Annotated in this window: 13 protein-coding genes; 7 read left to right on the top strand and 6 right to left on the bottom strand. The window is 58.4% G+C overall.

The window, feature by feature from the left end:
• The first annotated feature begins 97 nt into the window (after window positions 1–97).
• The gene (locus tag I6F36_RS36730; protein ID WP_225173128.1) at window positions 98–364 is read left to right on the top strand and encodes a DUF2934 domain-containing protein; all 267 of its coding nucleotides are present in this window, start codon (window positions 98–100) and stop codon (window positions 362–364) included.
• Window positions 365–783: 419 nt separating this feature from the next.
• On the opposite strand, the gene I6F36_RS36725 is transcribed toward I6F36_RS36730, so the two are convergent.
• Window positions 784–1,710, bottom strand: coding sequence for a Ku protein (locus tag I6F36_RS36725; protein ID WP_225173127.1), 927 nt, complete (start codon window positions 1,708–1,710; stop codon window positions 784–786).
• A gap of 204 nt (window positions 1,711–1,914) precedes the next feature.
• Window positions 1,915–2,196 (bottom strand): hypothetical protein, encoded by a 282-nt coding sequence (locus tag I6F36_RS39945; protein WP_346656706.1) that lies wholly within the window; start codon window positions 2,194–2,196, stop codon window positions 1,915–1,917.
• Between the two features lie 77 nt (window positions 2,197–2,273).
• Between I6F36_RS39945 and I6F36_RS36715 the strand changes: the two genes are divergently transcribed.
• The 4 genes from I6F36_RS36715 to I6F36_RS36700 all read left to right on the top strand — a co-directional run bounded on the left by I6F36_RS36715 (window position 2,274) and on the right by I6F36_RS36700 (window position 7,087).
• On the top strand, window positions 2,274–2,723 hold the full coding sequence (locus tag I6F36_RS36715) for a hypothetical protein (protein ID WP_225173126.1): 450 nt from the start codon (window positions 2,274–2,276) through the stop codon (window positions 2,721–2,723).
• Window positions 2,724–2,725: 2 nt separating this feature from the next.
• Window positions 2,726–3,472, top strand: a complete 747-nt coding sequence (locus I6F36_RS36710) for an SOS response-associated peptidase (protein WP_225173159.1) — start codon at window positions 2,726–2,728, stop codon at window positions 3,470–3,472.
• Between the two features lie 72 nt (window positions 3,473–3,544).
• Window positions 3,545–5,701, top strand: a complete 2,157-nt coding sequence (locus I6F36_RS36705; protein WP_225173125.1) for a 3'-5' exonuclease — start codon at window positions 3,545–3,547, stop codon at window positions 5,699–5,701.
• 216 nt (window positions 5,702–5,917) lie between these two features.
• A complete protein-coding gene (locus I6F36_RS36700) occupies window positions 5,918–7,087 on the top strand; it encodes a GAF domain-containing sensor histidine kinase (protein WP_225173124.1) in 1,170 nt (389 codons plus the stop codon).
• A 60-nt stretch (window positions 7,088–7,147) separates the two neighbouring features.
• Here the strand turns inward: I6F36_RS36700 and I6F36_RS36695 are convergent, their stop codons facing one another.
• Both I6F36_RS36695 and ligD read right to left on the bottom strand, forming a co-directional pair.
• On the bottom strand, window positions 7,148–7,309 hold the full coding sequence (locus tag I6F36_RS36695; protein WP_225173123.1) for a hypothetical protein: 162 nt from the start codon (window positions 7,307–7,309) through the stop codon (window positions 7,148–7,150).
• A gap of 413 nt (window positions 7,310–7,722) precedes the next feature.
• Window positions 7,723–8,649, bottom strand: a complete 927-nt coding sequence (gene ligD, locus I6F36_RS36690; protein ID WP_225173122.1) for a non-homologous end-joining DNA ligase — start codon at window positions 8,647–8,649, stop codon at window positions 7,723–7,725.
• Window positions 8,650–9,058: 409 nt separating this feature from the next.
• Between ligD and I6F36_RS36685 the strand changes: the two genes are divergently transcribed.
• Window positions 9,059–9,316: a hypothetical protein gene (locus I6F36_RS36685; protein WP_225173121.1), complete on the top strand. Its 258-nt coding sequence runs from the start codon at window positions 9,059–9,061 to the stop codon at window positions 9,314–9,316.
• Window positions 9,317–9,805: 489 nt separating this feature from the next.
• Here the strand turns inward: I6F36_RS36685 and gcvA are convergent, their stop codons facing one another.
• Complete coding sequence (gene gcvA / locus I6F36_RS36680; protein WP_225173120.1) at window positions 9,806–10,720, bottom strand: transcriptional regulator GcvA; 915 nt, start codon at window positions 10,718–10,720, stop codon at window positions 9,806–9,808.
• 67 nt (window positions 10,721–10,787) lie between these two features.
• On the opposite strand from gcvA, the gene I6F36_RS36675 reads away from it, so the two are divergent.
• The gene (locus I6F36_RS36675) at window positions 10,788–12,227 is read left to right on the top strand and encodes an MATE family efflux transporter (protein ID WP_225173119.1); all 1,440 of its coding nucleotides are present in this window, start codon (window positions 10,788–10,790) and stop codon (window positions 12,225–12,227) included.
• Between the two features lie 494 nt (window positions 12,228–12,721).
• On the opposite strand, the gene I6F36_RS36670 is transcribed toward I6F36_RS36675, so the two are convergent.
• Window positions 12,722–13,924, bottom strand: a complete 1,203-nt coding sequence (locus tag I6F36_RS36670) for an ABC transporter substrate-binding protein (protein WP_225173118.1) — start codon at window positions 13,922–13,924, stop codon at window positions 12,722–12,724.
• Between the last annotated feature and the right edge of the window lie 32 nt (window positions 13,925–13,956).

The raw sequence follows: 13,956 nt of genomic DNA, 5'->3' as shown, positions 1-13,956 counted from the left end.
CTCTGAGTCAGACGACCATTGTAGAAGCGAGCCTGCGGGCGAAACAATAGCCCGCTGTTGGAGTCGTCTTCGTCAAAAGAGGATGGGAGCGGCTCAGATGGACGACCAGGCGAAGCTGGAGCACCAGATCGAGTTAGCGACAAAGGCGGCAAGCTACATTCGAGACGAGAGCACCGCCAGCCGCTTGAGACGGTTTGCCGACGAACTGAGGCAGAGGCTATTCCCGTCCACGCGAGATCGAGAGATCAAGATGCGAGCGCGGGAGCTCTGGGAGCACGCGGGCCGCCCCGTAGGTCGCGACGTGGACTTCTGGCTTGAGGCGGAGCGTGAAATCAAAGGGCGTTCCGACGAGACATCCGCTTAGAGCACGGCGCGCATGACCACCTTTAAATTTTCAACGAGGATATCAGTAGCTTCACACTTTGCGCGACATCCCATCGCTTCTCTGCAACCGCTGATAAACAGCGGAAGGACCAGACTTCGCACATGCAACACTGAATATGTTTGACTGACCAAGTTGGGCGGATATCGTCGCCGTCCTTTGAGTAAAATGTGGGTCGGGCAATGAGTGGCTTCCAGGCTAAGTTGGAGCGGTTTGAAAACCTCGCTGCGGAGTGCGAGCTGATCGCTAATCGATCGGAAGGAAGTAATCGCGAACTGTACCAGCGGGCGTGCCAACACTACCGCGAGCTCGCCAACGATGTGCGTGCCTTAATCGCATCGTTCGATCTTGCCGCCTAGGCCTTCTTCAGCGCCATTAGCCAAGCTATGGCGCCTGGAGCGTCAAGCCGATTTACGTCGCGCTCCGACCGCCGACTTCTTGGAAACGGCCTCTTTTGCCGGTTTCTTTCCGGCTATCGGCATCAACATCTCCTTCTGGCCAGCAGCAGCCCTCTTCGCCTTCTTGGCGGGCTTGTCGACCTTCGCTGGAGCGGCTTCCCTACCCACGCTCTTGCGCAACGCATCCATCAGATCGACGACGTTCTCGCCTTTCGGCCGCTCCTTCGGCCGGATCACCTTGCCGGCACGCTTCTGGTTGATCAGCTCGACCAGGGCGCTCTCGTAGTGGTCCTCGAACTTTTCAGGATCGAAATTGCCAGCCTTCTGGTTCACGATGTGCTTGGCTAGATCCAGCATGTCCTTAGTGACTTTGACGTCCTGGATCTCGTCAAAATACTCCTGCTCGCTGCGGACCTCATAAGGGTACCGCAGCAACGTTCCCACCATTCCCTTGTCCATGGGCTCGAGCGCGATGATGTGTTCGCGATTGGTTAGCACCACACGGCCGATCGCGACCTTGTTCATCTCGCGAATGGTCTCGCGGATCACCGCGAACGCGTCGTGGCCGACCTTGCCGTCGGGTCGCAGGTAGTAGGGGCGGATCAGGTAACGCGGATCGATGTCGCTCTTGTCGACAAATTCGTCGATTTCGATCGTGCGAGTGGACTCCAGCGCGATTTCTTCGAGCTCTTCCTTGGTGACCTTGATGAATTGGCCCTTCTCCAATTCATAGCCCTTCACGATGTCATCGTTGGGCACCTCATCGCCCGTGTCCGCATCCACCTTGAGATACTTGATGCGGTGACCCGTCTGCCGATTGAGCTGATTGAAGGAGATCTTCTCCGACTCTGACGTCGCTGGGTATAGCGCCACGGGGCAAGTCACCAGCGACAGACGCAGGAAGCCTTTCCAGTTGGCGCGCGGGGCCATGTACGCAGTACTCCGTTTCAAGGTGGCTCGGATTCAAGACGATCCATAGCGGCTGGTTCCGACTCCTCCGGCCGCAAAATTTTCAGCCAGCCTCATTTGGTCGGACTCGACTTTTGTTCTCTTTATGTTCTAATTCGCGGCATGAGCGATCGACCTGCGAGTTGGCGGATGCCCACCCCGAAACAAATGGAAAAGCTATCAAGGTCAAGGGGTAATCAGCCCGCAGAGGCGCGCCCGCTTCGTCCCCAGGACGATATGCCGGAGGAATATTGGCGGGCCCTGTTTGACGAACTGCCGGCTGACGCTAAGCCCGTGGGACGGAGCGTGGGACTTCGCCTGACTGAGCTCCCACAGCACGTTCTTCGCGTTTCCTGCCGCCGGTGCGAGCGCATTGTTGAGATCCAGAAGGCCGATGCCATCCGCCTGTACGGGCAGCACGCGATCTGCAAGGAGGTCGCGCAACGCCTGCTGAACAACACCTGCCAAAATCGGACCGGGCGATATGAGGAGGATGGCTGCTGGCCGTCCTTCGAGCCTGTCTGACTTGATAAGCCGCGTCCCGGATGGCTCCGAAGCATCACCCGACGCCGCTCTCCGGTGGCGACCGAAAGGCTTTGGGCAAGGAGCTCGGCAAGGCACGTGCGATGACCACCATACTGGCAGCGCAGTCCGCAGCGGCTCGCGCCGAAGGCGAGGCGCTGATCAAGCAGGCCGATCGCCTCCTGTGTGAGAGCTGGAACGAACGCATGTGGGCGAACGGCGAGCCAATCGATCCCTCGCCCACGATCGATCAGGCAATCAACGGCGGCTACCCATGGCTCGAAATCCAGTGCTCGCGCTGCAAGACCCGTCGCGATGTTGATCTGGCTGCATTGCCGCATGTCACGACAACTTTTGTGCATGATCTCGCCGGCAGGCTCCGCTGCAACAAATGTGCTAAGGCGGGTCGTCGCCCTTCCGCAACGCTGCTGCAACTCGCGCACCACCCCCGCTCCGCTCCCTCCGAGACCTGATGATGTGCAATCTCTACTCGATCACCACGAACCAGGCCGCCATCAGCGCGCTGTTCCGCCTGGTCAACCGGTACGTTGGCAACCTCGCGCCGATGCCGGGCGTGTTTCCCGACTACAAGGCGCCCATCGTCCGAAACGGCCCGGATGGCCGTGAGCTCGCGACAGCGCGCTGGGGCATGCCGTCATCTTCGAAGGCCCTCATGGACGCGACGAAGAAGCGCGCCGAGAAGCTGCAGGCCAAGGGCCAGACCGTCGATTTCAAGGAATTGCTCCGAATGGAGCCCGACAGCGGCACGACGAACATCCGCAACTTGAAGAGCAAGCACTGGACGCGCTGGCTGGGCGCGGAGAACCGCTGCCTCGTGCCGTTCAACTCATTCAGCGAGTTCAACAAGGCCGAGGGCGGCGACATCTGGTTCGCACTCGACGAGAGCCGTCCCCTCGCCTGCTTCGCCGGCATCTGGACCAACTGGACCTCGGTCAGGAAGGTCAAGGAAGGCGAGACCACCAACGATCTCTATGCGTTCCTGACGACGGAGGCGAATGCCGAAGTCTTCGCCATCCATCCGAAGGCCATGCCAGTGATCCTGACCACGCCCGAGGAGGTCGAGATCTGGATGACGGCTCCGGCGGACGAAGCCTTGAAACTGCAGCGGCCACTTCCTGACGGCACACTGCAGATCGTCGCGCGCGGCGTGAAGGAAGACGCTGCGCCTGCGACCGCAGATGTCGCCGGCTCTGGTCAGTAGCCAGTCGACACTTGACTCCGAGGACGACGTTAGAACAGAAATAGAACAAACGATTCTGCCGCGAAGGTCCGCTTGGCCAAACTGCCGCAACTGCCCGTCTACTATTATCTCGACCACTTCACCGAAATGCTGGGGTTCGTGCAGCGGACGTACGCGCCCGTGCTTGGTCCGGAGCATCACGGCTTTATAGCGAGGTTCGAGGGCCTATCGAGGGATGCGAGATGCCTGTTGGTCCGCATGATCAACCGGCGCGGTGCCATATTCAACCGATCGCTATTCAACTACCCCGAGATCGATGACGTCGAGCGGGCGGCATCCGATCTGACTGCAGTCGGTCACGCACGCGAGCTCGGCGAGGCGGACTATGCAGCGTTCGTCTCATGCCTGCCAAAGGACATCCTTGTGACTGGCGCGCAGGCGGCCGGGCGAGGAGATGTCCGCAAATCATGGTCGAAGCCGAAGTTCATCGATTATTATCTACAGAGCATCCCCTTTTCGGTCGCCGCGCAGCACTGTGGCGCCCGCAACTTCATTGCGCTCGATGGGACGCGGCCGATCGAGTTCCTGCTCTACCTGTATTTCGGCAAGACCGAGGTGGATCTAAAGAATTTCGCGCTGCGCGATTTAGGAATCCTTCGTACCAACCGCGAGACATCGTTCAGCGCGCGCTTCAGCGATGCCGAGGAGGCGCTCGCCTCGTTCCATTACAGCCAGGTTCTGGACAGCCTGGAGGACGGATCGGAGACCGCGCTCAGAGGGGCCGCCATCGACGTGCTCGGCGGGCCCCCCTGCACGACTCAGTTTGCCGCCGATCTCCGCTGCCGAGCCGCGCATCAGACGGGGCTTTTCTACGAGAAGGCGGGCGAGAGCGATCTCGCACGGCAGCTCTACCGTGCCGGGCCTTCCCCTGACTGCAACGAGCGCTTGGTTCGCCTGCTCTACAACAATGGCGACAAGGCCGAGGCCGAAGCGCTGCTGCAGCGTATGATCGATGATCCCGCCAGCGACGGCGAACATCTCTTCGCCACCGATTTCTATGCCCGTAAGTTCGGCGGCAGACGGACAGGCCTCTACACTGAGCTACTGCGTTCCGGCCGCACGATCACTGTTGACGATACCCATCGCGGCAATCCCGAGGCGGGCGTCGCTGGCGTGCTGCGGCGCGAGGGTACCCAAGTTTTCTTTACCGAAAACGTGTTGTGGCACACGCTGTTCGGCCTGCTCTTCTGGAACGAGCTGTTCGAGAGCACGGGGATGCCCAGCGAGTTCGACTGGTTACCTCATTGTCTGACGGACCGCAGCTTCCGTCGCCTGTTCGCCGCGACCATCGACGAGAAGTTGACGGCCATCGCGTCTGGAACCGCCCTCCCGTTGATCCTCCGCACTGTCGCAGCGAGATGGGGCCACGCGAACGGGATCTTCAGCTGGGATCACGTACAAGTGGAGGCGCTGCGCGCCCTGCTCGAAGGATCCGATCCTGCCGGCGTCGCCAGCATCGTCCGCAGCATGTGCGACGATTTCCGCGGGATGCGAGACGGCTTCCCCGACCTGATGCTGGTCCAGGACGGCAAGGCCTCCTTCATGGAGGTCAAGGCCGAAGGGGATGTGATCCGTCGTAACCAACTGACCCGCCTTCGCCAGCTCGGCGCCGCCGGCATCGTGGCCGAGATCGGTCGGGTGGATTATCGTTTTGACCCCGAGCAGGATTATGTGGTTGTCGACATCGAGACCACCGGCTCATGGTCGAACGGCGACCGCATCACCGAGATCGGCGCTGTGAAGGTGCGCAACCACCGTGTCGTGGACGAGTGGCACTCACTCCTAAACCCGCAACGTTCCATCCCGGCAAAGATCGTTCAACTGACCGGCATCACCAACGAAATGGTTCGGGACGCACCTCTGTTCGCCGAAGTCGCGGACCGCTTCATGGAGTTCATGGGCGACGGCATCTTCGTCGCTCACAACGTCAGCTTCGACTACGGCTTCATTGCCTACGAATTCGAGCGTATCGGGCGACGCTTTCGGTTTCCGAAGCTCTGCACGTGCGCCGGAATGAGGCGCCGCTATCCGGGGCACAAATCTTACGGGCTGGGCAAGCTTTGCGAGATCTACGGGATCGAGCTCGAAAATCACCATAGAGCGCTGTGCGATGCGCGAGCTTCGGCGCATCTGTTGAACCTCATCAATCAAAGGCGTAGCGAGGAGATGCTGGAGGCTGAAGCGGCTTAGATGCGCTCCGGACGGATGTTCACCACAATCAAGACGTCGGCCAGTTCAGCGAGACAAGGCTCGCTACCGCTATAACCAAAGAGCGCTGACTAAAATAAGCGGGCGGGCGTTCGATGGCAGCATTGCAGGGCGCATTTCCCGCTGTGCAGACAGGACTTTATCTGGTTAGGCTAAAGCAGTTCAGACCGGGATAAAGAGTTCCTATGTGAGGGGTGGATGGAATTCGAACATGACATCGCAAAAGTCAGCGGGATTGCCGCCGTCTCCAGCATTCTAGACGTGGTGAGCCGAACGACGGGCATGGGGTTTACCGCAGTTGCCCGCGTCACCGACGACAGATGGATTACCTGTGCCTCACGAGACGACCTTGCCTTCGGACTGAAGCCGGGTGACGAGCTGAAGATCGAGAGCACGATTTGCCACGAGATCCGCCAAAGCCGCGAGGCTGTGATCATCGATAATGTCAGCGAGAACACAGAGTACTGCAACCACCATACGCCGGCCCTGTACGGCTTCCAAAGCTATATCTCGGTGCCGATCATTCTTCCGGATGGTTCATTCTTCGGAACGCTCTGCGCGATCGACCCGAAACCGCGCAAGCTGAATACCCCCGAAGTCGTGGGCATGTTCAAGCTCTTTGCAGAACTGATTGCGGCGCATCTCGATGCAGCCGACCGAGTGGAATTGACCGAGACCAAGCTTGCAGCGGAACGGAAGAATGCCGAGCTTCGCGAGCAATTTATCGCCGTCCTCGGCCATGACCTCCGAAATCCGCTTGCCTCGATCCAGGGAGGTCTCAGGCTCCTGGACAAGAAGGTCGATCAGGAAGGAAAGAATTGGATTGCACTCTTGCACGGTAGCGTCAATCGGATGGCGGGCTTGATAGATAATGTCATGGATTTTGCCCGCTCCCGTTTGGGATCCGGGATGCAACTGAGGTCTCACCCCCAGGACTTGCAGCCCATCATAACGCAGATCGTATCCGAGTTCGAAAGAGTGCACTCCCACCGCCGCATCGTGTCGGATGTTGACGCGCCAGCGGCCGTGAACGTTGACGCGGGCCGATTGAGCCAGATGATATCCAATCTGCTCGGCAACGCGATTACATATGGCGCGCCCGATAAACCGATCAATATTGTTGCCAAGTCTAGTGATGCGGGCTTTAGGATCCAGGTGATCAACAAAGGACCGCCGATCCCGGCACAAGCGATGCCGCACCTTTTCACCGCCTTTCACCGCGGTGACGTTCTGCCTAACCAGAAAGGATTGGGGCTTGGTCTCTATATCTCACAGGAAATCGCAAGGGCGCATGGTGGAGAGATCTCCGCCATTTCGACGGACGACAGCACCATTTTCACTGCAACCTTTCCAGCGCGCACTGACTAACTGGCAAAGGGAGACCGCGTCTTAGAGGGAGCCCTAAACGCAACCCGATATCGCGTGCGCTCAGGCCAATCGCCTAAATTCAAGGACACGGATCTGGTCGCGCAGCTCGACTTCCAGATCCTCTAACATCTGAGCGGTGGGGCCAGTCGGAAACTGTTTGGCCAGCTCAAGGCACCGGGCCAGCCGTACTTCAAGCGCTTGTCTATCCAGTGCGTCGGTCATTCAAATTGGTCTCCTGCCGAAAGCAGAAGTCGCCAAGTGAGCTTTTGTTGCAGCCGATTGTCGCCCTGCGACAAAATGGACCAATACGCCAGGAAAGGCCTCCGGGTGGCGGAGGCCTAGTCTAGGGGCGGAAGGATCTAATGCGCTCTAAGCTTGCCTTCTGAGCTGCGTTCCTAACGATGCGCACGAACGCTCCAGGTCGATTGCTTGATCTGCGTTACAAGCGCGCTTGAGCAAGTCGGTCCGCACCTGTGCGGGTGCCTTCTCGGCTCGTTCGCGCATATCCCGCGCAAACTATGCCAGTCTGGTCTCCAGGGAATCCGCCTGCTTAAATCGTCTGATCCCATCGTGTCTTCCTTATACTGTGTGCGAACGATTGTACGTTCGCAACGAGAAGGCCGGCGGAACATAAGTTATTTCCGAGACAACCCCTTGAAGGAACTCGCACGTAGCAATCCTTCCGACGTGATGTCTCGGTACTCAATGTCTGCGTAGAACTTCGGCTCCACCCAGGTGGCCTTCGGCTTTTTGACGGGCTTGGTGAGCTTCTGCTTCGGGCTCACTACCGTATCCAGGGCGTCCCTGATCTTGCGCGATGTCGTCCGGCTCCAGCCGGTTCCGACCTTGCCCATATAGACCAGTTCTTTCCCTTTCTCTTTGCCGAGGTAGAGAGCGGCGACGCCGGTTGGATCCTTGATGAACCCGACGACGGGGAGTTTTCCCTTCTGAACGACTTTAACCTTCTGCCAAGCTTCCACACGTTCCGACCGATATGGGGCGTCAACTCTCTTGGAGACGATACCTTCGTAATTCAGCTTCCTTGCAGCTTCGAACAGTGCCTGCCCGTCACCCTCATGGTGCTCGCTGTAGAAGATGGGCTGCCCCAGCTCGTTTAGATCAATCAAATCCTGCAGCAGCCTCTTCCGCTCAAGCTGCGGCTCTTTCCGAAGGTCCTTGCCATCGAGCCACAGAAGGTCGAACGCGAAGAATAGCAAGCGATCCTGTTCGCCTCTGGCGAGGTCTGCCTGGAGTTCGGAGAAATTGGTCCGGTTCTCGTGGATGACCACCACCTCGCCATCGACGATGGCTTTTCCTTGGATGTCAAAGGCGCCGGCGATGACGGAGAACTTATGAGTCCAGTCGAGGCCATTGCGGGTAAAGACCTTGCGGTCGTCACCATCGATATGAAGCTGGACGCGGTAGCCATCGTATTTGACTTCATGAATCCACTGAGACCCCGAAGGCGCTTTCATCTTCATGGTCGCAAGCTGGGGGCTGATAAAGAATGGCATAGCGGCACGTGGCTTTTTGGCCGGTGCCCTTCTGGTACGCTTCGCCACTTACGCAACTCACAAAAAGCCCACCGTCAGGTTGGAGCCAACGGCGGGCAGTTTACCTACCTTACTCACGTCTTTCCAACCGCGGAGCTGAGGCGGCGTTCCGAGCGTGTTCTCACATACAACCGAGATCTCGATTCCTGGTTGTATTTTCAACGTCAACGAGAACGCCCGCCGAACGGCTCGGGAACACCAAGCCGATAGCGTTCCCTGCCGCGAACACCCTCTCCGCCAAACGGGAGTTCTCGTTTCGGCAACGACAGGACCTGGCCGTCCTTTCCTCCTACGGGTGCGCTCGCGTCTACGCCCCTCCAGCCAAGGGTGCTCAACCAGCTTTCCATGTGGACAAACGCTCGTGCCAAGTGATTGCAGGCGCTCTTGTTTAGCCGTACCTAATATCTATCTGGCTAGCATGAACTTAACCGACATTCAGGACTTCGCCATTCAGGCTCGCGTAGCTGCGATCCTCGGAGCGACTGAGTTCGACCGCGTTTTTGCCGGTGTTCGTTTTGCTGAGGTTGAAGGTCCTCTGCTGTACGTCTACGCCAAGGACGAACCTGCAGCCGCTACGATAGAGGACGACTTCTCTCTGCTCATCGCAGACATAGCCAGCCGCATCCTCAAGCAGGAAATCGAGATTGTGCTCGTGCTGCCGAAAGTCTTGCAGTAGCTCAATTCGCTTCGACGATTTCGGCCGCGAGTTCAGCGACAGCCCCGCCTGCCCGCCTCGGTCAAACCGCCGAGCGTCTGCGTGTGCTTGTTGGCGCACTCGACGATCTTTTCCGCCACGAACTTTCGGGCTGGATGACTTCGAATGCCAGCGGCATCAATCTACACGCTCGCTCCAATGCGACACATCCATATTGGAAATGGTTCGCTCACTGAATTTTTCTGAAAGCAACTTGACTGACTCCACGAACAAAACTGTTCACGGAGGCGACCACTTTCCCGCCATCGAGCGTCAGCAGCACTCCCCCAACCAAGTCAAATACCCACGCCATTCCGAAATATAGTCGTCACTGAGCGGCTTGGGATTCACAAGAGTTAGTGGCCCAGCGGCAAAGATCACAATAGTGGATTGTACCTCATAACCGGACATGCGCGGTCCTGTAGGAGTTAACCGCCAAGGGCCATATGCCCGTGATCCTGACGCGACTTGTCAAGTGCCGGCGGCCTCCGCCAACAGCCAATCCCGAAAAGCCATTGCAGGACCGTTCGTCTCCAAGGATGGGGGATAAACCATGAAATGAGAAACCGGGAGGCGATAGCTGTGCTCTGACAGGCAAACCAATCTGCCGGAGAGCAAATCGGAACGGGTACAAGAACGCCGAGCGAGCGCCAACCCTTGTCCATTGATAGCCGCTTCAATCAGCAAATTTGCATCTGAAAATGAATTGCCGGCGATCTTGCCATCGACCCGTATGCCAGCCGACTTGAACCAAGCTGCCCATGGCACATTTGGATCGATCAATAGCCGCTCGTCTGCAAAACTGCTTGGATCCTTCCTGAAATGACCGTCATTGTAATGCGGACTACAAACCGGGAAGACCTCTTCGTCCATCAACCAGGACACTTTTAAACCCTTCCACGTCCCGCTACCCAGACGCAGGGCGATATCGACCCGGTCAGACCGGAAGTTTGCAAGCTGCCGATCAGATCGCACACTAATGCGGATCCGGGGATACCGTTGGTTGAATTTCGGCAGGCGTGGCATGAGCCAGCGTGTTGCCATCACCGGCAGCACGCTCACAGTGACTTCGGCCCCAACCCCGGACGAGGAGACTGCGGCCAAAGCCATCGTCAGCTCGGCTAATGAACGCGAGACTTGAGCATGCAAGCGCCGCCCGCTTGAGGTCAGCTCCATCCGGTGTCCCGCGCGTTGAAACAGAACGACCCCGAGGCGCTCTTCGAGTTGGCGGATTCTCTGGCTCACCGCGCCGTGACTGACATGTAATTCCTCGGCTGCCCTAGAGTAGCTCTGGTGGCGCCCGGCGACCTCAAACACCCGCATCGCTTCAAGTGACGGCAATTTGCCCATGGTCAGATTGTTAGTTTTTCTAACAAAACTCGTCAAATCATATGATTGGACGAGTTGCGGTGGGAGTGGTCAGTTTTGCGTGCTTTAACCGGAGGGCTTGGCTGTGAATAGCGGCGTCACTTTTTCTCTCTCAGCTGGACGCCTGAGGGCGCGCGACGGCCAATCAGATCATGTCGCTCCTGACGTGCTGTTGGGGCATCCGGTGGCATGGACCATCATCAGACTTGCGCTCCCTAACTCCACCGTGATGCTTGTACAAGTCCTGATAGGGATAATCGAAGTATTTTTTGTCTCCAAGCTTGGCTTGGACGCACTCGCCGGTGTGACGCTGGTGTTTCCACTTCTGGCGTTGACGGTTGCTGTTTCTCAAGGAGCCATCGGCGGCGGCATCGTCACATCAGTTGCCCGCGCGCTAGGACGAGGCGATGCGGCCGAAGCCAATCTTTATCCCTGGTACGCGTTGCTGCTCGCTGTCCCGCTCGGACTTTCGACCACTACCTTCATGTTCCTATTCGGACCTGCAATCTATAGCGCTATGGGTGGCCAAGGCGGCGCGCTGACAGTCTCACTGCAATATTCCAGTATCGTATTCGGTGGTGCGACATTGATCTGGACGTTCAATTTGCTAATGGCCGCCGTGCGCGGCACCGGTAATCTGCGTGTGCCCGTTATTGTGGTCTGCTCCGGCGCAGCGCTGTTGCTGGCGCTCTCGCCTATCCTCATCTTCGGAGGTTTGGGCGTGCCGGCGCTAGGCCCGATCGGCGGCGCCGTCGCGCTGCTGATCTATTACGCCCTCGGCACGCTCGCTTATGCCGCCTATTTGTGGGGTCACCTAGGCGTTCTGCGGCCCCCGCGATTGCCTCCGCGACTGTCGCTTACACCGGCGCTCACAGTGCTGAAGATCGGCGGCATCTCCGCAATCATCGCCGCAAGCACCAATGTGACACTCACTTTGGTCACCGCCTATGTCGGCGCGCATGGCCTCGCTGCGCTCGCTGGTTACGGTTCCGCGTCCCGGCTTGAGTTTTTGCTTGTGCCAATCTCCTACGGCATCGGTGGACCGGTCGGAATGGTCGTCAGTGCCAGCCTTGGAGCCGGTCTCGTCGATCGCGCACGCCGAACTGCCTGGATCGGGGCGGCTATCGGCACCTCCGTCACTGCCGCAATTGGCCTCTCCGCCGCTCTGTTTGCGCCGAGTTGGATGAGCCTCTTCAACGATGATCCCGAAACGATCAGAGCGGGAGTGCAATATCTTCACGATGTCGGCCCATTCTTCGGCTTCTTCGGCCTGGGTTTCGTGCTGTATTGCATTGGCCAGGGGACTCGCCGGATGTCTGCCTCGCTGGCAGGCGCGCTCACCCGCGCGCTCATCGCAGCGGGGGGCGGATATGTGCTCCTGCTCTGGCAAGCTGGGCTCGATATGAATTTCTTTGCGGTGTCCGCCGGCATGATGGCGTTCGGGCTATTTCCACTCTGGAGCCTGATCCGCGGCATTGGCTTTGATCCAGTCCAGGTTGCACCAAAGCCGCGTGGATCGATTTAGAGTAGCCAGATTGGCTGTCCGCTGAGACCCTTGAATTTGCAAGATTAGGAATTGGCGATAGATTCCGCGAGTGGTCGGCGGTCGCAGCATGCCGGTACGGGGATCGTCGAATTAACCTTGCATTGATTTCAATGCTATCGTCCATATCGAGCATCCTCGCTCAATGACGCCGTGCGGTTTATCGGCATCCTAAGCGTCCATGAATTCCGACAAAATCACAGCTATTTACTGATCTTAAGCCCCACTTCAGCAGCTGGGTACATTGTATGACAGGGCGGACCAGGAGCGACGTCACCCGGAGCCTATCAGACGCGCTCAACGCGATCCGGCCGGGAATCCAGCGCCGACCAATATAGCGTTCCTTCTCTTCGCCCGGGCGATTCTGCAGTCGATTACGCCCCGCACAGCCTTACTCGAAGAGCAATGTTACCAAGGTTCGCCCTTCAGGTCCCATGCGGCATAGCTGCGCGCGGCGTCAAGATTCCCTGGGCTGATCAGTTCTGGTCGGCTCTCAAAACCGAGCCGAACTGCTCCCAAGAGCTTCCAGTCCAGCGCTGCAGTTGAAGTTGCGTGTAGGCCATACTGTTGCTCGGGCCGGTGTTGATGGCAATGCCCGGCATCAGCGTCGGAAGCACGAGTCCTTTGATGTTGCGCGCCTGCTTCAGAATGTTCTCGCGCGACAGGTCGTTGCCGCATTGCTTGAGCACCTGCTCCAGGATCTGACCTTGCTGGGTCCCGAACAGGTAATTGTTGTCGCCAATGTCGGCGCCGGAAAGATATTTCTCGAAGTGCTCGCGATACCACTTCATACCCGGGTCGTCGGCCCACCGCTTGTCGTTGGGATCCTTTGTTACGGTCGCTGCAATAACCCCGACCGCCTTGTCCGCTCCGGCAGGCATAATGGTAGCGGAGACCGAGCTCGAGACATAGTTGATAATGGTCAGCGGCGACCAGCCGATCTCGCTCGCTTTCTTGATTGCCTGGGCGGTGAATTTCGGCGTGCCCGCGATCACGAAGGCCTGGGCCCCCGAGGCCTTGAGCGACACCACATGAGATTCGATGGTGGGTTCGGTAACTTCGTAGGGCGAGGCGACCACCTTCCGGTCAAAATCGGCTTTCAGCGCCTCCTTGAACGCCGCGACGAAATCCCGGCCGAGGTCATCGTTCTGGTACAGGATCGCAATCTTTGCGTCGGGCTTGGTCTCGCTAATGTACTTCGCGTAGATCTTGCCTTCCGTGTTGTAGCTCGGCAGTCCCGTGGTCGTCATCGGAAAGTCGGTGAAATTGGCAAACTTGGTCGCCCCGCTGACGACGAAAAGGTGTGGCACCTTCTTGCCGTTCACATATTTCACGGTCGCACTGAGACCGGGTGTCCCGAGCGGGCTGAACAGCAATGCCACCTCGTCACCCTCGATCAGCTTCCTGGTCTGCTCGACGGCCTTCGGCGGGCTGTAGGCATCATCATAGGTCATGAGGTTGATCCTGCGGCCATTGACGCCGCCACGGTCGTTGATCGAACGAACGTAGGCGATGAGGCCCTTGCCGGTGTTGCTGAGCGGAGACGCGGGGCCGCTGAATGGGAAAGTCGCCCCGACCTTGATCTCCGATTCCGTCACACCGGGCGTGTCGGCATGAACCGGCATCGCGACAAATGCCGCAAGCGCGGCCATGGAAAGCGCGAGTTTCCTCATTAACATCTAAATTCCCTCCTGAGCTTGTTATGATTTGA

The sequence above is a fragment of the Bradyrhizobium sp. BRP19 genome (assembly GCF_020194195.1).
GTDB classification, from domain to species: Bacteria; Pseudomonadota; Alphaproteobacteria; order Rhizobiales; family Xanthobacteraceae; genus Bradyrhizobium; species Bradyrhizobium yuanmingense.
Note: the sequence above shows the minus strand (reverse complement) of the source record. Positions and strands in the feature narration are given on the sequence as shown.

Coding starts and splice junctions, on each gene's coding strand:
- I6F36_RS36685 (WP_225173121.1), top strand. CDS start 9,059: ATGAACTTAACCGACATTCAGGACTTCGCCATTCAGGCTCGCGTAGCT.
- I6F36_RS36695 (WP_225173123.1), bottom strand. CDS start 7,309: ATGACCGACGCACTGGATAGACAAGCGCTTGAAGTACGGCTGGCCCGG.
- I6F36_RS36715 (WP_225173126.1), top strand. CDS start 2,274: ATGGCTCCGAAGCATCACCCGACGCCGCTCTCCGGTGGCGACCGAAAG.
- I6F36_RS36700 (WP_225173124.1), top strand. CDS start 5,918: ATGGAATTCGAACATGACATCGCAAAAGTCAGCGGGATTGCCGCCGTC.
- I6F36_RS36670 (WP_225173118.1), bottom strand. CDS start 13,924: ATGTTAATGAGGAAACTCGCGCTTTCCATGGCCGCGCTTGCGGCATTT.
- I6F36_RS36725 (WP_225173127.1), bottom strand. CDS start 1,710: ATGGCCCCGCGCGCCAACTGGAAAGGCTTCCTGCGTCTGTCGCTGGTG.
- I6F36_RS36730 (WP_225173128.1), top strand. CDS start 98: ATGGACGACCAGGCGAAGCTGGAGCACCAGATCGAGTTAGCGACAAAG.
- I6F36_RS36710 (WP_225173159.1), top strand. CDS start 2,726: ATGTGCAATCTCTACTCGATCACCACGAACCAGGCCGCCATCAGCGCG.